Here is a 21,665-nt window from a genome sequence, read left to right as displayed (position 1 = left end):
GTTTTGCCGGGGACGGATGCCGGGCGGTCAGCGATTGAGGTCCCACTGCCCGAAGTCGGCAGCCAGCACTTCGTCGACATCGACATTGATGCCGCCCAGCAGGGGCCCCGGATTTCCCGGGCTGTTGACGATCGTTTGGAAGAGCACCGCCGCGGGCTCGCGATCGCCGTGCGACCAGGATCTCGTCTGCCACACCCATTGGTGCCCGGCGCTGGTGGACGGTCCGATGACGCCGTCTCTGATCGCCCACCCACACACCTGGGCGTCTCCGTAGATGCCGGTGCGGCCCACGCCCAGGACCGAGTTGATTCCCCGGAACCATTGGACCCCAGGGCCATCCCAGGTGTTGGCGTCGATGTCGTCGTCGACGCTGAAGAAAATCGGGGCCGAGTTCGGGCCGCCCGCCGCGGAGTGTAACTGCGTGGCCGTATGGGCGTCGGCCACGCCGCCGTCATACCCGCGGGTCAGATCCGACGGGTCGGGCCAGCCGGGCTTGCCGTACTGGAAGTTGCTGACGATGTGCAGCCCCGCCGCGCGCAGCGCATCGGCGTAATCCCGGGTCAGCGGTTTGGCTTCGAAGTTGGCGCCCGGCCGCGACTGGGACACGTAATTCACCACGCCGTCGTAGCCGGCCGCCTTGATCTCGTCCGGTGCGATCCTGCGCTCGGCGAAATCGATCAGCTTCATGCCGGCGGCCGACGCCCGCGGGGTGCCGCGCAGCGCACCCAGACTCAACAGCGCCGGCGTCAATGCATAGGTGCCGGCGAATCTGAGGAGGTCGCGCCTCGAGGGCGACCGCCGATCGCGGCGCCCACCCGGTCCGGCCGAATCCCGCACCGCGCGATGGTAACAAAAGCCCGAGCCTTCTTTTAGCGTATCTTCGCCGGTCAGCGCCGATCATCTCCGGCCTCGCGCGTCAAGCACCGACCGGTCGGAAAGATGGCCGCCATCGACCAGTGGCATGATCTTTGCGTGCCGGACATCCTGGGGGCCGCCTGCACGCGGTACGGCGGATTTGCGGCTCGTTGCGCTCGATTAGGTCGTCGAACTATAGTCTGGACACATGTCCAGTTTGCTGTCACGGAGTTCGGGAGTCCGTTGACCGCGATGGATTCGGCGCCATTCTGCGGTCATTTTCCAGCAAAGAAGAGTTGAGTATGCGAATTGCCCTGCTGTCCTACCGTAGTAAGACCCATTGCGGCGGACAGGGCGTCTACGTGCGCCATCTCAGCCACGGTCTGGTGGAACTCGGTCACGAGGTCGAGGTGTTTTCTGGACAGCCGTATCCCGACCTACTCGATCCGCGGGTCCGGCTCACCGAAGTGCCGAGCCTTGATCTTTATCGGGAGCCCGACCCTTTCCGCGTTCCGCGGCCCAGCGAAATTCGCGACTCCATTGACTTTTTGGAATTACTCACCACGTGGACCGCGGGCTTCCCCGAACCGCGAACGTTCACGATGCGGGCCGCCCGGTTACTCGCCCAGCGGACAGCCGATTTCGACGTCGTCCACGACAACCAGAGCCTGGGCACCGGCCTGCTCGACATCGCCGCGGCGGGACTTCCCGTCGTGGCAACCGTTCACCACCCCATCACCCGCGACCGGGTGCTGGACCTGGCCGCCGCGCGATGGTGGCGAAAGCCGTTGGTGCGCCGCTGGTATGGGTTCTTGGACATGCAGCAAGAGGTCGCCCGGCACATCCCCGACCTGTTGACGGTCTCGTCGTCGTCGGCCTCGGACATCATCGCCGACTTTGGCGTGGCGCCGGAGCAGCTGCACGTCGTGCCGCTGGGGGTGAACACCGAGCTGTTCAAGCCGGGTTCCGGCCCCCGCGAGGCCGGCCGCATCATCGCGATCGCCAGCGCCGATACCCCGCTGAAGGGCGTCCGCACCCTGCTGCAGGCGGTCGCCCGCCTGCGCACCGTCCGGGATCTCGAATTGCGGTTGGTCGCCAAGGTGGAGCCCAACGGCCCGACCCACAAACTCATCGCCGAACTCGGGATCTCCGACATCGTGCACATCACCAGCGGGCTGTCCGACGCCGAGCTGGCCGCCTTGTTCGCCTCCGCGGAGGTCGCCTGCATCCCGTCGCTTTACGAAGGGTTTTCGCTGCCCGCCGTGGAAGCCATGGCCAGCGGCACCCCGATCGTCGCCAGCCGGGTGGGCGCGCTGCCGGAAGTCCTTGGTACGGACGGTGCGTGCGCCGAACTGGTGCCGCCCGCCGACGTGGACGCCCTGACCCAAGCACTCGGCGAGCTGCTGGACTCTCCGGAAAAGCGGCGCAGCCTCGGCAGGGCGGGACGAAGCCGCGCCGTCAACGTGTTCAGCTGGGAAGCCGTGGCCGCTCAAACCGTCCGGGTCTACGAGCGGGCGATCGCACGCAACGCGCAGAGCGGATCGCCATGCTGACGGTCGACTTCGACCGGCTCGGGATCGGGCCGTCGACCACGGTCATCGACGTGGGATGCGGGGCCGGCCGGCATGCGTTCGAAGCGTATCGACGTGGCGCCGATGTCGTCGCCTTCGACCGCGACGAGGCCGAATTGCGTTCGGTGGACACCATCCTGCGCGCGATGGGCGAGACCGGCGAGGCACCCGCCGGCGCGTCGGCGAAGGTGGTCGTCGGTGACGCGCTGAAGCTGCCCTACGCCGACGGCACGTTCGATTGCGTGATCGCGTCGGAAATTCTGGAGCACATCCCCCACGACGATGCGGCGATCGCCGAGCTGATCAGGGTGCTCAAACCCGGTGGCACGCTGGCGGTCAGTGTCCCCCGCTGGCTGCCCGAGCAGGTGTGCTGGTTGCTGTCCGACGAATACCACAGCAACGAGGGCGGCCACGTACGCATCTACCGGGCCAGTGAATTACGCGGCAAGATCCTCGGCGGCGGAATGACCTTGACCCATACCCACCACGCCCACGCACTGCACTCCCCCTTCTGGTGGCTCAAATGCGCTGTGGGCGTGCAGAACACCGACCACCGCGCGGTGACCGCCTACCACAAGCTCCTGGTGTGGGACCTGATGCAGCGACCGAAGATCACCCAGCTGGCGGAGTCGCTGCTCAATCCGCTGGTGGGCAAAAGTGTAGCGATGTACTTTGTCAAACCGCAGGAGGCGAAAAGCCAGGCAACTGAAGGGTATTCAGTTGCATCGGTCTAACCCGCCAGCCGTTCCGGGGGTGCTGACTCCCGAGCAATGCCGACAAACCGCGTTATCTATAGCCGCCACACAGGAACCCACGGGTGCCATCCCCTGGTTCGAGGGCGGGCATACCGATCCGTGGGATCACATCGAATGCGCGATGGCGCTCACCACCGCCGGGCTACTGGAGCCGGCGCGGGCGGCCTTCGACTGGAGCCGGCGCACCCAGCGCCCCGATGGCTCCTGGCCCATTCAATTCCGGGCGGGTGTCATCGAAGACGCCAACAGCGACAGCAACTTCTGCGCCTACATCGGCGCCGGCGTGTGGCACCACGTCCTGGTCACCGGCGACGTGTCGTTCGCGGCCCAGATGTGGCCGGTGGTGCGCCAAGCGATTGACTTCGTCATCGACATGCAGGTCGGCTACGGCGAGATCGGTTGGGCGCGAAGCGAAGCCGGGGTATTGCCGGAAGCCCTGCTGACCGGGTGCTCGAGCATCTTTCACAGTATCCGCTGTGCCCTTGCGCTGGCCGTTTTCGTCGGCGATCCGCAGCCGGAGTGGGAATTGGCGCTGGGCCGCCTGGGACACGCCATCGACGCGCATCCCGAGGCGTTCACCGAAAAAGACCGCTACTCGATGGACTGGTACTACCCCATCCTCGGCAGCGCCTTGCGGGGTCCGGCCGCGGCCGCGCGCATCAGGCAGCGCTGGGATGCCTTCGTGGTCGACGGCCTGGGCATTCGGTGTGTCGGGGATCGCCCGTGGGTGACGGGCGCCGAAACCTGCGAGCTGGTGATGGCGCTGGACGCCATCGGGCAGCGGTCCGATGCTCATCGGCAGTTCGCGGCGATGCAGCATCTCCGCGAGAACGACGGATCATATTGGACGGGACTGGTTTTCGCGGACGGGAAGCGATGGCCCGAGGAGCGCACCACCTGGACGGGCGCGGCGATGATCTTGGCGGCGGACGCCCTGTCGAACACCACGGCCGGTGCGGGAATCTTCCGCGGCGACGAGCTGCCGGTAGGTCTGCAGACCGACTTCGACTGCGAATGCGTGGTCACCGGCCCGGGCCGGTAGCCCGCCTCTCCCGCTAGACCTGCTCTCCGGGCCGGCCGCTGACACGTTCGAGCAGCCGCAGTGAACCGGTGACTGAAATCTCCCGGAACTGCCCGGAATCGATTGCGCGACAGTAGATGTAATACGGCGGCCGCCCGCCGTCCTTCGGGTCGGGGAACACGTCGTGGATGACCAGCCCCCCACCGGGGGCGACCCACTTGGCCCAGCCGTCGAAATCCTGGTTCGCGGCGGCTTCGCTGTGGCCGCCATCGATGAACAAGAACTGCAGCGGTGCGCGCCACGCCCGCGCCACCAGAGGTGACTTGCCGACGATCGCGACGACGTGTTCGTCCAACCGGGCCGTATCGAGCGCACGACGAAACGTCGGCAGCGTGTCGAACAGGCCCGTGACCTCATCCACCATCGACGCGTCGTGGTACTCCCACCCGGCCTGGTGTTCCTCGGAACCGTGATGGTGGTCGACCGTGTAGAGGACACTGTCGGTTTGCTGCGCCGCTGCGCCCAGCAAGAGGGTGGATTTGCCGCAGTACGTGCCGATCTCGACGCCGATGCCCCCGCCGAGATACCGCAGCGCAGCGTCGTAGAGGGCACGCCCCTCGTCGGCCGGCATGAAACCTTGTACCTGTTCGGCCAGCGCGAACAAGCGCTCGGGCGCACCCGCGCCGCCGTGACTCATCAGCCGAACCTATCGTCTCGATCGACCCCGTCGACACCGTGGTCGATGTTCGCGCTGAGCGAGCACTCGAAATCTATATACCGGCTGCCCAGCGGCCGGAGCGGGTTCGTCTTAACATCATGGGCGTGCGCGCCTTGCTTGTCCGTGAATCTGCTGGTGTCGGCCTTGCCGCGGTAATGGCCGCGGTCGCCCTGATGCTGCCCGCCGCCGTGCTTCCGCCCGAGACGCCGGGGGCGGCTCCACCGGCCGCGGCCGCGAACTGCCCCCCGGTGCAGATCGTGTTCGCCCGGGGACGAAACGAATCACCCGGGGCGGGCGCCCTGGGTAACGCGTTCATCAGCGACGTCCGCGCCAAGGTGAACAAGACCGTCGGCGTCTACGCCGTGCAGTATCCCGCCGACACCGAAGTTGCCCAGGGCGCCAACGACATGAGTCACCACATCCAGGACATGGTCAACAACTGCCCGGACACCCGCCTGGTGCTGGGCGGCTACTCGCTGGGTGCGGCGGTCACCGACGTCGTGCTGGCGGCGCCCATCGGCGCGTTCGGTTTCGACAGCCCGCTGCCGCCGGGCGTCGATCAGCACATCGCCGCTGTCGCACTGTTCGGCAACGGAAGCCAATGGGTGGGTCCGATCACCAACTTGAACCCGACCTACAACGACCGGACCATCGAGCTGTGCCACGGCGCCGACCCGATCTGCAACCCGGCCGACCCGAACACCTGGAAGCAGAACTGGCCGCAGCATCTGGCGGGCGCCTACATCGACGCGGGCATGGCCAACCAGGCCGCCGACTTCGTCGCGGGCAAGCTCTGATCGCCTTCACCCGGGTGCGGCCCCAGAGCTCGCGGGCGGCCCGAGCCCGGACAATTGGAATCGCGCCGGTCCCGTCGAGCCGAATCAGCTTGATGCGGGCGCGCTTCGGGCTTTGCGCCGGGGGTGGCGGTCAAGCCAACAGTACGCAATCAGCTTGACCCGGTCGTTGAAGAGGAACCACACCACCGCGTAGGCCCATATAAGAACGGCCCACCGCCAGCCCAGCGGGGTCATCGCTACGCCGTACACGGCGATCAGGGTGGCGACGGCCTGGGTTCCGAAGACCGCGGCCAGCAGGAGCGGTGCTGGCGCCGGCCGCGACCAGAAGGGCCCGCGGGTGCGGGTGAGGAAGATTGTCAGATGCCCTGCGACCGAGAGCTTGAGGTAGATCATGGTGCGGATGACGTCGTGGCTCAGGCCGAACACCGTGTCGGCGAGGAAGAAGAGCACAAAGCTGGCAAGGACTCCGGTGATGCCCAGGACCGTGGCGACCGTGAGCACGCTTCGCATGTCCCACCTGACCGGTTTGGCGGATCCGCGCACATGGTCGTACGCGATGGACAGGATGGCGCCATCGTTGAGTAGCGCCAGCAGCACGATCATCACGGCGGTGACCGGGAAGAAGTTCATGAACACGATCGCCAGGGTGATCAGCAGCAGCACCCGGATGGTCTCGGCGATGCGGTAGGTGGCGTAGCTGGTCATCCGCGAAAAGATCTCGCGGGCCTGCCCGATAGCGGACACGATCACCGATAAGCCGGGTGCGAGCAGGACCACGTCGGCGGCCGCGCGGGCAGCATCGGTGGCCCCAGACACCGCGATGCCGGCATCGGCCTGTTTGAGCGCGGGGGCGTCGTTGACGCCATCGCCGGTCATACCGACGATGTGCCCGCGGGCCTGCAACAGCCGCACGATGTGGTACTTGTGCTCGGGAAAGACCTGCGCGAAGCCGTCGGTGGCTTCCACCCGAGCGCCCAAGTCGTCGTCACTGGCGCCGCTGTCGAGGACGGCGGCGTCGAGGATCTGCTGCCCCAGGCCGACCTGCCGGGCGATCTCGCGGCCGATGGCGACCTGGTCGCCGGTGACCATCTTGACGTCGATGCCGAGTGCTTTCGCGGCGGTGACGGTCGCCGCGGAGTCGTCACGGGGCGGGTCGGCGAACGCCAGCACACCCATCAGCCGCCAACAGCCGTCGCCGTTGGTCCTGGCCACGCTGAGGGATCGGTAGCCGTGGCCGGCGAAACTTTCCACCACGGCAGCGATCTCGGTGGCCGCGCCGTCGCCGTTACACAAAGCGGCAATGACCTGCGGTGCACCCTTGCTGACCCGGAACGTCTCCCCGTCGGAGCCGTGCACGAGCGCCTCGGTGCGTTTGCTGACCGGATCGAACGGGATGAACTTGCCCACGCGCGCAGCCTGAGGTCGGTCGGCGGCTGCAATTACCGCCAGGTCGATGAGGTCGTTGTCCTCGGCACGGGAGGCCAGTGCGGCGGCGCCGAGTAGCTCGTCGTCGCTGACGGCGGTGGCGGTCCAGCGGGCCGTGAGCGCGAGACGGTTCTGGGTCAGCGTGCCGGTCTTGTCCGAGCACAGCAGATCGATGCCGCCGAGTTCCTCGACCGCAGGCAGGTGGCTGACCACCGCCTCGTGGCGGGCCAACTGGCGCGCGCCGATGGCCATGGTCACCGACAGCACGGCCGGCAGCGCGACCGGGATGGAGGCGATCGTGACCACCAGGGCGAACTCCAGCGTCTGCAGAACCGGATTGCCGCGGATCAGCGAGACCGCGACCGTCAAGGTCACCAGGACGAGCGCGATCACGATCAGGTAGTTGGCGATGCGCAGCACCGCACGCTGAAAGTGGCTCACGGTGCCCGCGCTTTCCACCAGTGCGGTGGTCTTGCCCATGTACGACGACGCCCCGGTGGCGCACACCAGGGCGTCGGCCTCCCCGCGCACCAGGATGGACCCCGAATACAGGCTCTCGCTCCGTCCGCGACTGACGGCCAGCGACTCGCCCGTCAGCGCGGACTGGTCCACCTCAAGCATTACGTCGTCAAGCACCCGCAGGTCGGCTGGAACAACGTCGCCGAGGCGCACCCGCACCACGTCGCCCGGCACCAATTCGCGCACCGCGACCGTTACCCATGCGCCATCGCGCAGCACCCTCGCCGAGATCGCCAGCCGCTGCTTGAGCGCGGCGATCGCGCTGGCCGCCTGGTGTTCCTCGAAGAACGCGACCAGCCCGTTCATCGCCAGCAACACGCCGATGATCGCCGCGTCCGTCCAATGCCGAGCGGCCAGCGACAACGCCAGCGCCACCTCGATCATCCACGGGATTGGGGCCCAGAAATACCCAAGAAATTCCAGCACCGGATTGCGGTGGCGCTCTTCGATCTCGTTGGGGCCGTAGCGCCGTAGGCGTTCTTGCGCCTCGATAGAAGTCAATCCCGTTGCAGCGCTGTCTATTTCGGTGATCTGAGTCAATCCTACCTCTCCGCGCAAGGCGATGTTCATCGTGTATGAATTCACCCTCGCGCCCCGGCCGGTGACCTGATAGGGCCAAACGCCCCCGATCGCAATGGCCTTCGCCCGTGCTCAGCTGCCCGCGCGCCGCTGCGCCCGTCGAACAGGCGACTCTGCGGTCCGTTGGCGCGGGTGCTAGCAGATTTCGTGAAGTGGGTAGGGGTCGGTAGACGGTACGCGTGTGCCCTGAGGGCATGCCGAGGCCATTGATCCCGGCCCCGTTTATGCCTAACGCAGGTTGGTGGGGTCAGGTCCTTGAATATGTGCTGGCCGGCGTCCTCGTAGGCCTTTCTGATCGCGGCCATCGCCGGCGCGCCGTAGTCGCGCTTCTTCGCGACCGCCGTGTCGTAGCTGGCGCGCAGCGGATCCATGTGCCCCCGGAACTCGGGAATCACGTACTTGCATCAGTAGGGGACGCTAAAACGCTGCCACCCCATTTATTAACGTTAACGTTCACGTTGACAGACGCGCTAAGCCTCAGGTCAGCCCGCGCACTGGCGTAGTTTGACAACACGACACCCGTACACCAGGAGGCCGACGATTCCAGCCGTACACCAGCAGAGCGATAACGCCCGTCGCCGCCACGAGCGGCGCAATGCCGACCGCCGCGCGTCCAACGAGCGGTGGCAGACCATTCTCAAGGGCGCCACCGAAGTGTTCCGTCGCGAGGGATTCGCCCGGGCGCGGCTCGAAGACGTCGCCGTCGAGGTAGGTATCAACCGGGCCTCGCTGTATTACTACGTCGGCACCAAAGAGGAACTGCTGATCGCGCTCATCGAGCAGCCGGCCTACGAGATGACCCGGCACTGCCGCGAAGCGCTCGAATCCGACGCGGCGCCCGAGGAGAAGTTGCGCCGCGCCCTGGGCTCCTACATCACCGACCTCGCGACGTATCCCGAACTCTTCCTGCTGTTCGGCGAAAGTCAGCACATCGCAACCATTCCCGAAGCGCAGGGCATCGTCACCAACGCCGACGCCTACGGCAAGACGCTGCTGGCGATCATCGAAGAGGGTGTCGCAGCCGGCGCGTTCCGTTCGGATCTGGACCCGCGCCTGGCCATGCTCGGCATTTTGGGCATGCACAACTGGATTCACCGCTGGTATGTGCCGGGCGGGCGCAATTCGCTGGCCGAGATCGGTGATGCCTTCGCCGCCATGGTGCTGGCCGGCTTGCGGCCCTGACCCGCAGACTGTACGCAATCCCCCGCCCGGGGTGATCGCGAGCTGCGTTGACGCCGTGGCGCTGCCTAGGATTGAGTGCAATCTGCAGTCTGCCCAATGCGCGTCGCCAGCCGAGAGGAGACGCGATGGCGCGTCTGACGCCGATCCCGCGGGACGAAGTCACCGACGAATTCACCCTGAGGATGTAAGCAGCGCACCGGTTCTGGAAGGGCATGACATCCCCGCGCAGAATGCTCAAGCCCGTGGAGCGCAACCAATGGCCGACGGCGGCCATCATCGCCCGCGGGATACCGAACGACGCGGTATTAGCCCATCCCAGTCGGTGGACATTGGCCCGCCGTAAATGCCCCAACCAAAACCTAGGGGTTTGGCCGGCGCGACGGGTTATTCATTGACCGGCGTTATCTTTCCGGCACCCAGTTCTAAACGGGGGTCACCACTATTTGTAGCGAATTCAGGCCGGAGTGTTGCCGCTCGAGTACAGCTTGAAGTTGCGGACCATCGGAACGACCGGGCTGCCAGCGGCCGCGGCGCGCTGACGAGCGCGGTACGAGGGATGACGACGCATCGCTTCATTGCGTTCGCGTTCCCGGCGCTTAGCGGCGGCCCATAGCGGATGCGACTGAAGGAAAATAACCGTGCCTTCTGGTGTATTCGCCACGATCGTCACTCCTCTCAGTACCACCCGCAAAAGCTACAACAGTGTGGTTATCGGATCGTGATTCCAGAATGCCCGCCGAATCCTGAGACCAAACACCTGCCAAGATGAGAATTGGCCGTGAATTCGCGAGCGTTATCCGTTGCCACTGTCGCGCTGTCGTCCGTGCTGGTCCGACCGCGATCAGAACCCTAGCGACAGGCACCGACAGAATTTCCGTTTCAACGTTGTGCACGGTTGGCTGCTAGGGTCCCTTGCTTATGCCGGAGATCGATCGCCGCCGCATGATTTTGACAACCGGGATCGGCGTGCTGGCAGCCACGCTGCCGGCCCCCAAGGCCTGGGCCTACCCGCCCCGGCCGGACGAGCCTGCCGGTCGGATACCGCCGCCCGCTGCGCCCAGCAGCCAATCCGGGAACTACATCTTCTCCGACGATTTCGACGGCCCGGCCGGTTCCGCCCCGGATGCGTCGAAATGGGCGGTGGCCAAAGCCCGCGAGACGATCAAGGACCCGACCTACTGGGAACGACCCGAGAACATCGGGCAGTACCGCGATGATCGGCGCAACGTGTTCGTCGACGGCAAGTCCAACCTGGTGCTGCGCGCCGCCAAGGACGGCCCCACCTATTACAGCGGCAAGGTGCAGAGTCTGTGGCGCGGCGGTGTCGGCCACACCTGGGAGGCACGGATCAAGCTGGACTGCCTGACCCCCGGTGCCTGGCCCGCCTACTGGCTGGGCAACGAGGACCAGGGCGAGATCGACGTCATGGAGTGGTACGGCAACGGCAAATGGCCGTCGGCCACTACCGTGCACGCCAAAGCCAACGGCGGCGAATGGAAGACGCACAACGTCGCGGTGGACAGCGCGTGGCATACCTGGCGCACGCAGTGGGACGAGGCCGGCATCCGGTTCTGGAAGGACTACACCGACGGCGCGGCGCCCTACTTCGACGTACCGGCCAGCTCACTGCCGGACTGGCCTTTCAACGCGCCCGGATACACGGCGTATCCCGTGTTCAACCTCGCGGTCGCTGGCTCGGGTGGCGAAGACCCGGGCCCGGGCAGCTACCCCGCCGACATGCTCATCGACTGGATTCGCGTTTGGTGAGAGCCGCCGTCAGTGGGTGAGCAGGGCGACCGCACTCGACGATTTGCGGCCCGGCCGACGCAAATCCGGTCGAGGCAGCCAGGCAAGCGGACGCATCCAGAACGGTAGGCGATGCAATCGGTGGGCGGCCACCAGTACCGACTCCGCCTCCACGGTCCGCCAACCGAGGTCTTCGAAAAAGGCCAGCCCGTTGTCGGGTGCGAACTTGAACGGCGCATTTTCCGAAATTCCGGCGACGTTCTTGTTGATCCGCTTCTTCAGGCCCGGAAAGGCGAAATCGAGCATCCACCACGCGACCTCGGGGCGCTTGATCGCATCCGAAAGCCCGACGACGGCGGTGGGCTCGAGGTACATCGACAGGCCCTCGGTCAGCACGAAGACCTTCGCCGCACCGTCGAGCGCGTTGTTGAAGAACGCGTCTCGGGCGCGCGGGTCGGCGAGGTCAACCGCTGTGCGCTCGAGCCGGCAGCGCGGGGTCTGATCGCCGAGTATTTGCGTCTTCTCCTCGAGCAGCTTGGGCAGATCGGCCTCGATCCAGGTGAGATCGGGTGGGAGGTCTAAGCGGTAGGGCCGGGTGTCCAGGCCGGCGGCGAGATTCAGCACCCGGTCGCAGCCGTTCGCGAGCGCGTCGGCGATGGCGTCGTCGATGAGCTTGGTGCGCGCGACCAGCCAAAAACCGCTGCGATCCGTCCAGCGAACGTTGTCGACGATCGCGCGGCCGTGTGCACCGGCGAGGCGTCCCGCGAGTGGGTCGCGGAACAGCGCATCGGGGCGGGCTGATTCGGTCGCCCGGTGCAACGCCGTCCATCGGGCGGTGTCGGAAACATGGGTGATCGTGTGCGCGTCGCCTGACATACGTTGCGTTATAGCAGCCCCGGTGCCGCCCTACTGATCAGCCCTGCCCCCGGCGAGCCAGGCCTCGGTCAAGGCGCGGGTCGCAGGTGGCGGAAGGATGGCGTCCGGTGCGCCGAGGCGACCGACCTTGACGGTCCACGCCGCCGAGGAGCGGTCGATGCAGGAACCGGCGCCCTGGCTGGGCAGCCACAGCACGGCAAGGTCGCTGCCGGGGCCGCCGCATCCGTAGACGCCGACGTATCCATCGGGCCGCCCACCCCAGGCGCCGCCGTTGCGCAGCAGGCAGCGGGTGCCGTCGTCGAGGGTGAGCCCGAATGGGTCCGGGTTGGCGGTCGCGTGCACGGGCGGAAGTTGACCGTCGAACATCACCCGGTGCAGCTGCCTGTCCCACGGATTGTCCACGCACAGCAGCGATCCCGGCGTGGACGGCCAGCAGGTGCCGGCCCCGGCCGCGCTCGGCGAACAGTAGTAGACGTTGTCGGCCACCGCCGACGGTGACGGCTCCGAGCAGTCGCTGGCTCGCCCGACGTTGTCCGGCCCGGACAGCACGTGATAGCCGTTGATCGCTTCGCCGCCGGGCCCGACGGCCATCACGGTGATCACCTGGGTGGGCGGCGGATCGGCGTACGCGGATCCGGGCTCGACGAAAGCGGCGACCGCAATCGCGATCGATACCAGGACAACTCGCGGCATCACCTTCATCGAGCGCACCTCCGGCCGAGCGGCCCCCTTTGTGCAGGGTAGAACGCCCGCCTGCGCTGAGGGTACGGTGCGCTAATGACCGGACGAAACCGTCGCTTCCTGCTTCGCGAACGACCCACCGGACGCATCGGCCCGAACACCTTCGAACTGAGCGAGGAGGCGATCCCCGAGCTCGGCGATGGCCAGGCGCTCGTGCGGGTCGGCTGGATTTCGCTCGACCCCACGAACCGCATGTGGATCAACGACACCCCGACGTACCTGCCCCCGGTCGGGATCGGCGAGGTCATGCGCGCCGCCGGGCTCGGTGAGGTGGTCGCGTCCAAGAGCGCCAGATTCGCGGTCGGCCAGCAGGTGCAAGGCCTGCTCGGCTGGCAGGAGTACGCGGTCCTCGACGACACGGCGATGGTGAACCCGGTCGACGTCGCGCAGGGCATCTCGCCGAGCGCCTACCTGGGCGCGCTGGGCATGACCGGGCTCACCGCGTGGATCGGGATCCGCGACATCGGCAAGCCGCGGCCCGGTGAGACGGTCATCGTCTCCGCGGCGGCCGGCGCGGTCGGCTCGGTCGCGGGTCAGCTCGCCAAGGCCGTCGGTGCTCGTGTCGTCGGCATCGCCGGCGGGCCCGAGAAATGCGCGCTGCTGACCGATCAGCTCGGCTTCGACGCGGCCGTCGACCACCGTGCAAACGACTGGGCCGCCCAGCTGGCGGCGGCCACGCCCGACGGCATCGACGTCGACTTCGAGAACGTCGGCGGCGATCTGATGGACGCGATCTTCGCGCGCCTCAACATCGGTGCCCGCGTCGCGCTCTGCGGTTTGATCTCCGGCTACAACGCCGAAGACCCCCCGCCGGGTCCGCGCGCATTCGGCAACCTGCTCATTCAGCGCGCCACCGTGCAGGGCTTCATCGTGCTGGATCACTTCGGGCGCGCGGCGGAGGCGATCGGCGAGATCGCCGGCCTGATCGAGGCCGGAAAGCTCACGCCGCTCGAGACCGTCGTCGAGGGGTTCGAGCAGTTGCCGACCGCGATCAACATGCTGTTCGACGGCAAGAACGTCGGCAAGCTGGTGGTCAAGGTCGGTTGAGGCTCAACCGAATTCGAGCAGGGCGTAGATCCCGCGGTAGGGCTTCATCGGCGGGAACCGCCACAACGCGGGATACAGGGTTCCAAAGAACACGCCCCGCCCCTTGGGCATCGGCACATCGTGCACGGCGCGGATGCCGGGCGTGGTCTGCGCCCATCGCGTCAGTTGACGGGCCGAGAGGCTGAACGGCATCGGCGGCACCCGGTAGCGCTTGGACGAACGCAGCCCGTTTCGCGCGATGTGCTTGACGATCGTCGGCGGTAGGTCGAAGAACATCTGGCCGCCGGGAAAGCTGCTGGCGCACTGGGCGATCAGTCCCAGCGCCTCATCGGGCTGCAGGTACATCAACAGGCCCTCGGCGGTGATGAACACGCCGTGGCGGGCGTCGACCTTGTCGATCCAGCCGTAGTCGAGCGCGGATTGCGCGAGGTGGGTGATGCGCGTGGAATGCGGCAGCAGGCGCTGTCGAAGTTCGACGACCGGCGGCAAGTCCACCGAGACCCACGTGAATTGCGGGTCGGGCAGGGCGCGGTCCAGGCGCCAGAACGACGTTTGGAAGCCTTCGGCAAGCGCGACGACGGTTGCGCGGGGGTGCGTGATCAGGTAGTCGATCGCGCACTGGTCGACGGCCAGCGAGCGCAGCGCCATCTCCTGGCCCTTGCGGCCGAATTTTTCGAAGTCGAAGTCGATGGACTCGACGAGCCTGACGGCCGTCGGGTCGTCGATGATCGGGTCCGGGTGCCCGGCCTGGTATGCCCTTCCGTAAAGCGTGAGAAGCGCCGTTTCCGAGACGCCGGTCAGCAGCCCGGCATCCGGGTGCGGGTTGTCCCCAGGATTCATCATCGGCAAACCGTAGCCGTGCCGTGCCGGCTAGTCGGGAACGGAGGCCGGATCGACGGCGACGGTGATCTCGTTACGACGCCGCATCGGCACCGTCCACGGTGGGTCGTAGAACCAGGCTTCGGGATTGCCGGTCGGTTGAATCCCCTTGTCCCGCAATATCGTCAAAAGCTCGCCCGTGCGGGCGCTGACCGCCTTGGGGCTGCGGTCACCGCTGAATCGCAGCACCGCCACGGTCGCGGGCGGCACGGTGACGAGGCGGACCCGGTCATCGTTGGGCGCGGGAAGGGTCTCCATCGTCCACTTGGCGGGCATGAAAAACCGGATGGCCCAGCCACTCTCGGTGCCTGCGGATTGGGCGACGGGCGCGGTCATCGCGATCCGCTCGCCGCCCCGGCTCGACTGCTGGCTGACCGGTGCCGTCATCGAGATCGATTGATCGCCCCGATTACCGCCGAAGATGTATCCCGCCAATCGCCGGAACCCTTCGTTGCGGGCGCGGTTCTCGTCGGCGTCGACAACCGTCTCGGCGGCGATCCGCGGACCGTAGCGGCGGATTTCGACGGTGTCGGTAAGTCGGCGGTGCGTGTACTTGGGCTCCTCGGTGCCCACCCGGATGCCGCCCACCGCCAGCACCGATTCGGCGACCTGTTCGGCGAGCTTGATCGGATTCATCATGGGGACCCCTCCCTCGAGTCGAGCGGCGGACGCGATCCCCCGCGATCGCAGGTGTTCAGATGCATTGACCCACCCGCGCCCCGGTGCCCGCAAGTGACGTCACTCCCCGATAGCCGTGCCACCCGACCCTTGCCATCCGGCGCGAAGCAGGGGTAGTGCGGCCGTCGTCGCGCGCAGGGTTGGGATCGGTAGCCGGTTCGCGGGCCTGTACTTGGCGCAACGACGACGCCAACGAGGCGGCGCCTTACGAAAGGAAGACAGCAAATGAACATCGTGCCGACCAGCATCCAGGAACAGATCAACCGTGTCGATCGGCAACGAAGCCTGTACATCGGGATCAGCACCGGCCTGGTCGCGGTCTGGAGCTTTTTCCGGCTGATCTGGATGCTCTACATCGGAATGACTTTCGGCTGGTTCTTCGGCGCGATGGCTTTCCAGTTGGTGCTGTGGGGCGTGATCGGAACCGCCGCCGCGGTGGCCTCCGTCGGATTCCTCACCCGCTACAACAAGGGTTCTTGACCCGTCTGACGGCCGTCGGAAAAGTCCCGGACCTGCTTGCGGTCCGGGACTTTTCGTTGTGAGACGACAGGTCTAGAGCTGAGCCCAGACCGACTTCGTCTTGAGGTAGATCTCGAGGCCCTCTTTCCCGAACTCGTGGCCCCAGCCGGACTGCTTGTAGCCGCCGAACGGCACATCGTGGTCGAAGACCAGCTGGCAATTGACCTGGACACTGCCGGCCTGCAGTCGCCGCATGATCCGGTGGGCCCGGCCGAGGTTCTCCGTCCAGGCGGTGGCCGCCAGGCCGTAGGTGGTGTCATTGGCCAGGGCCACGGCCTCGTCCTCGTCGTCGAACGGCAGGATGGTGACCACGGGGCCGAAGATCTCCTGCTGGTACAGCCGCATGCTGGTGTCGACGTTGGTGAGCACCGTCGGGTGGACGAAGTAGCCCTTGCGGTCCAGCCGGTGGCCGCCGGTGACCACCTCGACGCCGTCCTTCTTGCCCTCGTCGATGAAGCCCATGACGCGGTTCAGTTGCTTCTGGCTGATCAGCGGGCCGCTGACGCAGCCCTCCTCGCTGGGGGCGCCCAGCTTGAACGAATTCGCCATCATCGCAATGCCTTCCACGACCCGGTCGTAGACACCGCGCTGGGCGAAGATGCGCGACCCGCACACGCAGCCCTGGCCCGAGTGCACGAAGATGCCCAGCGATGCCATCATGATCGCGTTGTCCAGGTTGGCGTCGTCGAAGATCAGCACCGGCGATTTGCCGCCGAGCTCCAGCGTGACCTTTTTCAGGTTGTCCGCCGAGGCCCGCACGATCTCCTTGCCGACCTCGGTCGACCCGGTGAAGGCGACCTTCTGGACATCGGGGTGCGCGGTGATCGCGGCGCCCGCGGTGTGGCCGTAACCGGTCAGCAGGTTGACGACGCCCTCGGGCACGCCGGCCTCGTGGATGAGCCTGTCCAACAGCAGCGCCGACAGCGGCGTCTCCTCGGCGGGCTTGACGAGCAGGCTGCCGCCCGCGGCCAGGGCCGGCGCGAGCTTCGCGCTGGCGTTGAAGATCGGGCCGTTCCACGGGAAGATCAGGCCCACCACGCTGTAGGGCTCCTTGAGCGTGTACGCGTGCATATTGACGTAGTTGTCGGTCGCGATGCCGTCGGTCTTCACGTCGTAGGCGACGCCGTTGATCTTCGAACACCAGCCGGCGTAGTACCGGAAGAACTCCGAGCAGGTGGACATCTGCAACTGGGCCTGCATCAGCGGCATGCCGGTGTTGAGCGAATCGAGTTGGGCGAAATCCTCGGCGTGCTCGTCGATCAAGTCCCCGATGCGCCACAAGATCTTGGCCCGCTCGCGGCCCGGAAGCTCGGACCAGACACCCGACTCGAAGGACGCCTTCGCCCGCACGGCGGCGTCGTTGACCGCTTCCTGCCCGCAGTCGGTGAATTCGGTGATCGTCTCCTCGGTCGCGGGATCGACGACCGCGATGACGTCACCCGTTCCGGGGCGCTTGCGAATGTCGTCCAATACCGCCTGCACCGTCATCTGATCCCTTTCGTATGCCACTCGTGGCGCCGTAGCGCCCAATGCGCTCAGTGCTGAGCACTTGCTTAGCATTGTGCACACGGCTGGTCAAGCACCCGCACGCGGATGGGCTCGACGCAGTCCTTGGATGCGGATGAGGTTTCCCCCGAGATCGCGCACGGCGCAGTCGCGAAGGCCGGATGGCTGGTCGGTGGGCCGACCGTGCCCTAGACGGCGACGAGGTCCGGGTGGAATTTCGCCGCCATGCGGCGGAGCCCGTCGCGCCAGTCGACGGAGGTACCGCCGATCAGCTCGTGCATCCGGTCGGTGGTGGTGGGGTTGCCGCGCAACGCCTGTTCGCTCGCCTCGAAGAGCGGCTCCGCGCCGACGAGTGAGCCGAGGTAGTCGCACCACTCCTGCAGGCTGACCGTCTGGTCGCCGCACCAGTTGACCGTGGTCGCCGGGACCGATGCGACCTCGAGCAGCTTGGGGATGGTCGCGATGATGTCGTCCTCGTGTATCGGGTTGTAGCGGGCGGGCTCACCGGGCGGGACGGGAATCGGGATGCCGCCCAGCATCATCTCCATGTGATAGAACGGCCACCCGCCGTTGTCGCCGTAGGGAACGTTGAGCCGCGCGATCGTGGTGGGCAGGCCGACGACGCGCGCCACCGATCGGGCGACCACTTCGCCGGCGATCTTGGAGATGGAGTAGGTGGGAAACAGCGGCTTGTGGTTGTCGCCGAGGGCGGACCGCTCGCTGCGCGGGTCATCGCCGGGCGGGTCATACACGGCGGCCGACGAGCAGTGCAGGAAGGCCTTCGCGTTGCGGCAGTGGGCCATCAGCAGGCCGACCGACTCCGCGTTGGCCGCCAGGTCCTTGTCCCAGCTGCCGCTCTTGGCCACCGCCAAGTTGAGGACGTACTCGAAATCGGATGGCAGACCGGTGAAGTCGCCGGCCGCCAGATTCACCTTCTCGCAACGAATTCCAGCCTTCTCGAGGCCTTCTCGCGCGGCGGGGTCGGTGAAACGGGCGATCCCCCAGACCTCGTTGTCGGCGGCAAGCGCCCGTGCGATGGGGGTGGCGATTTGACCGGTCGGGCCGGTGATCAGGATTTTCGAGCCGCGCATGCGCGCAATGGTAGCGGTGTTAAGGAGACGTGTTTCCGTTTAGGGCCGATGGACCCTACTTCCCGCCTTGAGTCTGCGACATCATTCGACTCAGGCCCATTTCGCCGAATTAGCGGTCGAATCGGTCTACCCGCCGGAATTAATTGCTGTCCGGCAAACGACGTGAGATGAGGGCATCATGTCCCGAGAAGCCGGGCAACACTACGAGTGCGAAGAGTGCGGAGCGGTACTGGTTTACGAAAAGCCTTGTCCCTGCGCATCGGAGACCGAGCACGCGGAGACGTGCTGCAATAAGCAGATGAAGCTGCTAGTGCGCAGTCAGTAGTTCCGCTCAGCCGTCGGAATCATTGAATTCGGTTGTGCGTCAGGGTATTGCAGTGCCGGACGACAATCGCAGGTATCCTCGCGCCGTTGACTTCTCGACTTCGAGTGTTCCGGTGATTCCACCGCGGCCGTTGCCCGATGACCAGAAGTTGCGTCGTTTCCGGATGTGGGGCAGGCGACCTACAGCCCGGGCTGGTCGTCGATGATGCCGAGCCAGATCTGGGCGACGTCGATGGCGACCTTCTCACTGATGAACGCGTGCTGGGTGCCGGTGTAGATGTCACGGAAGGCGCGCTCCAGCCGGCTGCCCTCCCGGATCGAGCTGGTCCCGGCGACCAGGTGGGCCCATTCGGCGCAGCTTCGGGCCGTGTCGGTGGCGTAGACGGCGGCCACCCGCATGTCGGCACGCAGCGCCGGTGTCAGGTCCTCCCCCGCCGCCACCGCGCCTTCGGCGCAGGTGAACGCGTCGAGCACCAGGAGCCGTGCCGCACGCCAGGCCGCGCGGTGATGCGCGAGTCCCTTCTGAAAGGTGGGGCGGCTGGCCAGCGATGCCATGTCACTCATCCGGAACTTCGTCGCGGCCAGCTCCTGGACGTCGTCGAGCATGCTCTTGGCCACGCCCAGCGCCCACGACGCGTGCCCGGCGGCGGTCACGGGCATCAGTCCCATCCTGGTGGCCGGCGATGTCCCCCGGTAGGGCTGACGCACGAACAGCTCGAACGTGCGGCTCTCGGGTACGAACACCTCCGCGGCGCTGTAGTCGTAGGAGCCGGTTCCCTTCAGCCCCTGCACGAACCAGCCGTCGTTGAAACTGATCTGTTCCCGCGGAATCACGGCCACCCGCATCTCGGGGAAACCCTCACTGATCCAGCGCATCTCGCCGTTGTCCATCGGAAAGAATCCCGCCGCGATGTATTGGGAGTGCCCGGTGCCCGAGCCGAAGTTCCACGCGCCGTTGACCAAGTAGCCGCCGTCGACGGCGTTGCCCTGTCCGTTGGGAAAGAATTGGCCGCCCATGGTGACCCGGTTGTCGTGCGCGGTGAACACCTCGGCGAAACCGTCGTCGGGCAGGTACGCCGCCGCGGCGAAGGACGACGGCAGGTTGGCGATGCCCACCCAGCCGAATGACCCATCCTGCCAAGCCATCTCGATCCAGGTTTCGATCATCCCGGTGAACGACGGCTCGACGCCACCGGCCGCCACCGGGTTGAACGCCGACATCAGGCCGCTCCCCCACATCGCGTCGACGATCGCCGGGGTGAGGGTGCGCGCGCGTTCGGATTCGGCGGCTTCGGCCTGCACCAGGTCCCGCATGCCGCGGGCCAGCGCGACAACCCGGTCCTCGGTATCGGCGATCGACGTCATATGGCCCCCCATCATTGGGTGCGACGGCATCAGCGGGGAACTGATACCGGTGACCGTATCAACCACTCACGGCCTGCAGAACGAAAACCACCCGCCGCGCCACGTCGTTTACGGTGTGGATTGTGCGCTGGATTGTCGACGGCATGAATGTGATCGGAAGCCGCCCCGACGGCTGGTGGAAGGACCGCGATGGTGCCATGGTCACGTTGGTCGAAACGCTGGACCGATGGGCGTCGAGTCAAGGAGAAACGGTGACAGTGGTGTTTGAGCGACCGCCGTCAGCGGCCCTCACGTCATCGGCGATAGAGATTGCGCACGCACCCAGGGCGGCCGCGAATTCGGCCGACGACGAGATCGTCCGGCTGGTCGCGGCCGACGCAGCGCCGCACGACCTTCGCGTCGTGACGTCCGACCGGGCGCTGACCGAGCGAGTGCGAAGCCTGGGTGCATCCGTGCACCGGTCGGAAAACTTCCGCAATCTCGTCGATCCGCGGGACCGATGACCACCGGCGACCCGGGTCGCGCACCCAACCGGGTCTGCGCGCTTGCGCGCATCGACATCCCGATCATCCAGGCGCCGATGACCTACATCGCCGGCGCCCCGCTGGCAGCGGCGGTGTCGAATGCCGGTGCGCTGGGAATCATCGAGACCACCTCGGATCAGGGTCGAGCCGACCTGCGGCGGGTGCGCGAGCTGACCGGTGGTGCCGTCGGCGCGAACATTGCGCTGTTGTTCAACCGGGACCCGGCGATGCTGGACCTGCTCGTCGCCAACGACATTCGGTTCGTGACCACCTCGGCCGGCAGCCCGTCGGTGTTCACCGATCGCCTGCACGATGCGGGCATCACCGTGTTCCACGTGGTCGGCACCCTGGCCGCGGCCAAGAAGGCCGTCGACGCCGGCGTGGACGGACTGGTGGTCGAAGGCGTCGAAGGAGGCGGATTCAAGAACCGGTTCGGCGCGTCGACGATGGTGTTGCTGCCGTTGGTGGCGACCCACGTCGACGTCCCGATCGTGGCCGCCGGAGGGATCTGCGACGCGCGGTCCATGGCGGCCGCTTTTGTGCTCGGCGCCGAAGCGGTGCAGATGGGCACCCGGCTGCTCGCCTCGGCCGACTCCCCGGTGCACGGCAACCTCAAGCAAGCGGTCATCGACGCCGACGAGACCGGCACGGTGATGCTGCCCCTCGACGGCAAGCGAATGATGCGAGTGATCCGCACACCCGCCGCCGAGCAGCTCGATACCGCGACGTCTGCCGAGGAGGGCGCCGCGGCACTGCAACGCGTGCAGCGGCTCTACTTCGACGGCGACATGGACGCCAGCGTGGCCAACACGGGTCAGGTGGCCGGGCGCATCCGGGATCTGCCCCCGGCCGCCGACATCATCGAAGAGATGTGGCGGGGTTGCCGAGAGGTGCTGGCGGCCACGTCGCAGTGGGTGGGCCGGCCCTAGCTCGCAGCGGCCTGCAGG

General features: G+C 66.6%; 21 protein-coding genes. 10 read left to right on the top strand and 11 right to left on the bottom strand.

All coding sequences use genetic code 11. The annotated features are described in order from the left end of the window. Positions 1-27 precede the first annotated feature (27 nt). The gene (locus tag G6N50_RS06485) at positions 28-837 is read right to left on the bottom strand and encodes a DUF1906 domain-containing protein (RefSeq protein WP_083092511.1); all 810 of its coding nucleotides are present in this window, start codon (positions 835-837) and stop codon (positions 28-30) included. A 320-nt stretch (positions 838-1,157) separates the two neighbouring features. Here G6N50_RS06485 and G6N50_RS06480 point away from each other — a divergent pair, with 320 nt between their 5' ends. The 3 genes from G6N50_RS06480 to G6N50_RS06470 are packed head-to-tail and all read left to right on the top strand — an operon-like array spanning position 1,158 to position 4,223. After that, positions 1,158-2,408 (top strand): glycosyltransferase family 4 protein, encoded by a 1,251-nt coding sequence (locus tag G6N50_RS06480; protein WP_083092513.1) that lies wholly within the window; start codon positions 1,158-1,160, stop codon positions 2,406-2,408. Continuing rightward, positions 2,402-3,160: a class I SAM-dependent methyltransferase gene (locus tag G6N50_RS06475; protein WP_083092516.1), complete on the top strand. Its 759-nt coding sequence runs from the start codon at positions 2,402-2,404 to the stop codon at positions 3,158-3,160. The genes G6N50_RS06480 and G6N50_RS06475 overlap by 7 nt, the downstream gene beginning before the upstream one ends. Continuing rightward, complete coding sequence (locus G6N50_RS06470) at positions 3,147-4,223, top strand: prenyltransferase (protein WP_083092518.1); 1,077 nt, start codon at positions 3,147-3,149, stop codon at positions 4,221-4,223. The genes G6N50_RS06475 and G6N50_RS06470 overlap by 14 nt, the downstream gene beginning before the upstream one ends. Before the next feature lie 13 nt (positions 4,224-4,236). Here the strand turns inward: G6N50_RS06470 and G6N50_RS06465 are convergent, their stop codons facing one another. Further along, entirely contained in the window at positions 4,237-4,899 is a 663-nt protein-coding gene (locus tag G6N50_RS06465) for a class I SAM-dependent methyltransferase (protein ID WP_083092519.1), read from the bottom strand. Positions 4,900-5,018: 119 nt separating this feature from the next. Here G6N50_RS06465 and G6N50_RS06460 point away from each other — a divergent pair, with 119 nt between their 5' ends. Continuing rightward, positions 5,019-5,717, top strand: coding sequence for a cutinase family protein (locus G6N50_RS06460; protein WP_232068895.1), 699 nt, complete (start codon positions 5,019-5,021; stop codon positions 5,715-5,717). An 84-nt stretch (positions 5,718-5,801) separates the two neighbouring features. Here G6N50_RS06460 and G6N50_RS06455 read toward each other — a convergent pair whose 3' ends face one another. Continuing rightward, positions 5,802-8,231, bottom strand: coding sequence for a plasma-membrane proton-efflux P-type ATPase (locus G6N50_RS06455; protein WP_083092654.1), 2,430 nt, complete (start codon positions 8,229-8,231; stop codon positions 5,802-5,804). Positions 8,232-8,744: 513 nt separating this feature from the next. Here G6N50_RS06455 and G6N50_RS06450 point away from each other — a divergent pair. Then, positions 8,745-9,422: a TetR/AcrR family transcriptional regulator gene (locus G6N50_RS06450; protein WP_232068894.1), complete on the top strand. Its 678-nt coding sequence runs from the start codon at positions 8,745-8,747 to the stop codon at positions 9,420-9,422. Positions 9,423-9,876: 454 nt separating this feature from the next. On the opposite strand, the gene G6N50_RS06445 is transcribed toward G6N50_RS06450, so the two are convergent. Beyond that, a complete protein-coding gene (locus tag G6N50_RS06445) occupies positions 9,877-10,092 on the bottom strand; it encodes a hypothetical protein (RefSeq protein ID WP_142275396.1) in 216 nt (71 codons plus the stop codon). Between the two features lie 248 nt (positions 10,093-10,340). Here G6N50_RS06445 and G6N50_RS06440 point away from each other — a divergent pair, with 248 nt between their 5' ends. Continuing rightward, positions 10,341-11,189 carry a glycoside hydrolase family 16 protein gene (locus tag G6N50_RS06440; protein ID WP_083092521.1) on the top strand — a complete coding sequence of 283 codons (849 nt, stop codon included), beginning with the start codon at positions 10,341-10,343 and terminating at the stop codon, positions 11,187-11,189. A 9-nt stretch (positions 11,190-11,198) separates the two neighbouring features. On the opposite strand, the gene G6N50_RS06435 is transcribed toward G6N50_RS06440, so the two are convergent. After that, the gene (locus G6N50_RS06435; RefSeq protein ID WP_083092523.1) at positions 11,199-12,044 is read right to left on the bottom strand and encodes a class I SAM-dependent methyltransferase; all 846 of its coding nucleotides are present in this window, start codon (positions 12,042-12,044) and stop codon (positions 11,199-11,201) included. Between the two features lie 30 nt (positions 12,045-12,074). Continuing rightward, positions 12,075-12,737 (bottom strand): hypothetical protein, encoded by a 663-nt coding sequence (locus tag G6N50_RS06430; protein WP_372509904.1) that lies wholly within the window; start codon positions 12,735-12,737, stop codon positions 12,075-12,077. An 84-nt stretch (positions 12,738-12,821) separates the two neighbouring features. Between G6N50_RS06430 and G6N50_RS06425 the strand changes: the two genes are divergently transcribed. Continuing rightward, positions 12,822-13,832: an NADP-dependent oxidoreductase gene (locus tag G6N50_RS06425; protein ID WP_083092527.1), complete on the top strand. Its 1,011-nt coding sequence runs from the start codon at positions 12,822-12,824 to the stop codon at positions 13,830-13,832. 3 nt (positions 13,833-13,835) lie between these two features. On the opposite strand, the gene G6N50_RS06420 is transcribed toward G6N50_RS06425, so the two are convergent. Then, entirely contained in the window at positions 13,836-14,675 is an 840-nt protein-coding gene (locus G6N50_RS06420; protein WP_372509895.1) for a class I SAM-dependent methyltransferase, read from the bottom strand. A gap of 27 nt (positions 14,676-14,702) precedes the next feature. Further along, positions 14,703-15,350 (bottom strand): SOUL family heme-binding protein, encoded by a 648-nt coding sequence (locus G6N50_RS06415; RefSeq protein WP_083092529.1) that lies wholly within the window; start codon positions 15,348-15,350, stop codon positions 14,703-14,705. 264 nt (positions 15,351-15,614) lie between these two features. Here G6N50_RS06415 and G6N50_RS06410 point away from each other — a divergent pair, with 264 nt between their 5' ends. Next, positions 15,615-15,869: a hypothetical protein gene (locus tag G6N50_RS06410; protein WP_083092530.1), complete on the top strand. Its 255-nt coding sequence runs from the start codon at positions 15,615-15,617 to the stop codon at positions 15,867-15,869. Positions 15,870-15,941: 72 nt separating this feature from the next. Here G6N50_RS06410 and G6N50_RS06405 read toward each other — a convergent pair whose 3' ends face one another. The 3 genes from G6N50_RS06405 to G6N50_RS06395 form a co-directional block, all read right to left on the bottom strand. Then, positions 15,942-17,396 (bottom strand): aldehyde dehydrogenase family protein, encoded by a 1,455-nt coding sequence (locus G6N50_RS06405; RefSeq protein ID WP_083092659.1) that lies wholly within the window; start codon positions 17,394-17,396, stop codon positions 15,942-15,944. 206 nt (positions 17,397-17,602) lie between these two features. Beyond that, complete coding sequence (locus G6N50_RS06400; protein ID WP_083092532.1) at positions 17,603-18,505, bottom strand: NAD-dependent epimerase/dehydratase family protein; 903 nt, start codon at positions 18,503-18,505, stop codon at positions 17,603-17,605. Between the two features lie 504 nt (positions 18,506-19,009). Then, complete coding sequence (locus tag G6N50_RS06395) at positions 19,010-20,194, bottom strand: acyl-CoA dehydrogenase family protein (RefSeq protein WP_083092534.1); 1,185 nt, start codon at positions 20,192-20,194, stop codon at positions 19,010-19,012. Between the two features lie 122 nt (positions 20,195-20,316). Here G6N50_RS06395 and G6N50_RS06390 point away from each other — a divergent pair, with 122 nt between their 5' ends. Then, entirely contained in the window at positions 20,317-20,697 is a 381-nt protein-coding gene (locus G6N50_RS06390) for an NYN domain-containing protein (protein WP_083092661.1), read from the top strand. Continuing rightward, a complete protein-coding gene (locus G6N50_RS06385) occupies positions 20,694-21,647 on the top strand; it encodes an NAD(P)H-dependent flavin oxidoreductase (protein WP_083092536.1) in 954 nt (317 codons plus the stop codon). The genes G6N50_RS06390 and G6N50_RS06385 overlap by 4 nt, the downstream gene beginning before the upstream one ends. The last annotated feature ends 18 nt before the right edge of the window (positions 21,648-21,665 follow it).

Source organism: Mycobacterium mantenii (assembly GCF_010731775.1).
GTDB classification, from domain to species: Bacteria; Actinomycetota; Actinomycetes; order Mycobacteriales; family Mycobacteriaceae; genus Mycobacterium; species Mycobacterium mantenii.
The sequence above is the reverse complement of the archived record's forward strand: the minus strand, read 5'-3'. Positions and strand labels throughout refer to the sequence as shown.

Bases quoted from the DNA above. Each gene is read 5' to 3' on its own strand.
- G6N50_RS06480 (WP_083092513.1), top strand. From the start codon at position 1,158: ATGCGAATTGCCCTGCTGTCCTACCGTAGTAAGACCCATTGCGGCGGA.
- G6N50_RS06475 (WP_083092516.1), top strand. From the start codon at position 2,402: ATGCTGACGGTCGACTTCGACCGGCTCGGGATCGGGCCGTCGACCACG.
- G6N50_RS06465 (WP_083092519.1), bottom strand. From the start codon at position 4,899: ATGAGTCACGGCGGCGCGGGTGCGCCCGAGCGCTTGTTCGCGCTGGCC.
- G6N50_RS06460 (WP_232068895.1), top strand. From the start codon at position 5,019: ATGGGCGTGCGCGCCTTGCTTGTCCGTGAATCTGCTGGTGTCGGCCTT.
- G6N50_RS06455 (WP_083092654.1), bottom strand. From the start codon at position 8,231: ATGAACATCGCCTTGCGCGGAGAGGTAGGATTGACTCAGATCACCGAA.
- G6N50_RS06440 (WP_083092521.1), top strand. From the start codon at position 10,341: ATGCCGGAGATCGATCGCCGCCGCATGATTTTGACAACCGGGATCGGC.
- G6N50_RS06435 (WP_083092523.1), bottom strand. From the start codon at position 12,044: ATGTCAGGCGACGCGCACACGATCACCCATGTTTCCGACACCGCCCGA.
- G6N50_RS06430 (WP_372509904.1), bottom strand. From the start codon at position 12,737: ATGCCGCGAGTTGTCCTGGTATCGATCGCGATTGCGGTCGCCGCTTTC.
- G6N50_RS06425 (WP_083092527.1), top strand. From the start codon at position 12,822: ATGACCGGACGAAACCGTCGCTTCCTGCTTCGCGAACGACCCACCGGA.
- G6N50_RS06420 (WP_372509895.1), bottom strand. From the start codon at position 14,675: ATGATGAATCCTGGGGACAACCCGCACCCGGATGCCGGGCTGCTGACC.
- G6N50_RS06415 (WP_083092529.1), bottom strand. From the start codon at position 15,350: ATGATGAATCCGATCAAGCTCGCCGAACAGGTCGCCGAATCGGTGCTG.
- G6N50_RS06410 (WP_083092530.1), top strand. From the start codon at position 15,615: ATGAACATCGTGCCGACCAGCATCCAGGAACAGATCAACCGTGTCGAT.
- G6N50_RS06405 (WP_083092659.1), bottom strand. From the start codon at position 17,396: ATGACGGTGCAGGCGGTATTGGACGACATTCGCAAGCGCCCCGGAACG.
- G6N50_RS06400 (WP_083092532.1), bottom strand. From the start codon at position 18,505: ATGCGCGGCTCGAAAATCCTGATCACCGGCCCGACCGGTCAAATCGCC.
- G6N50_RS06395 (WP_083092534.1), bottom strand. From the start codon at position 20,194: ATGACGTCGATCGCCGATACCGAGGACCGGGTTGTCGCGCTGGCCCGC.
- G6N50_RS06385 (WP_083092536.1), top strand. From the start codon at position 20,694: ATGACCACCGGCGACCCGGGTCGCGCACCCAACCGGGTCTGCGCGCTT.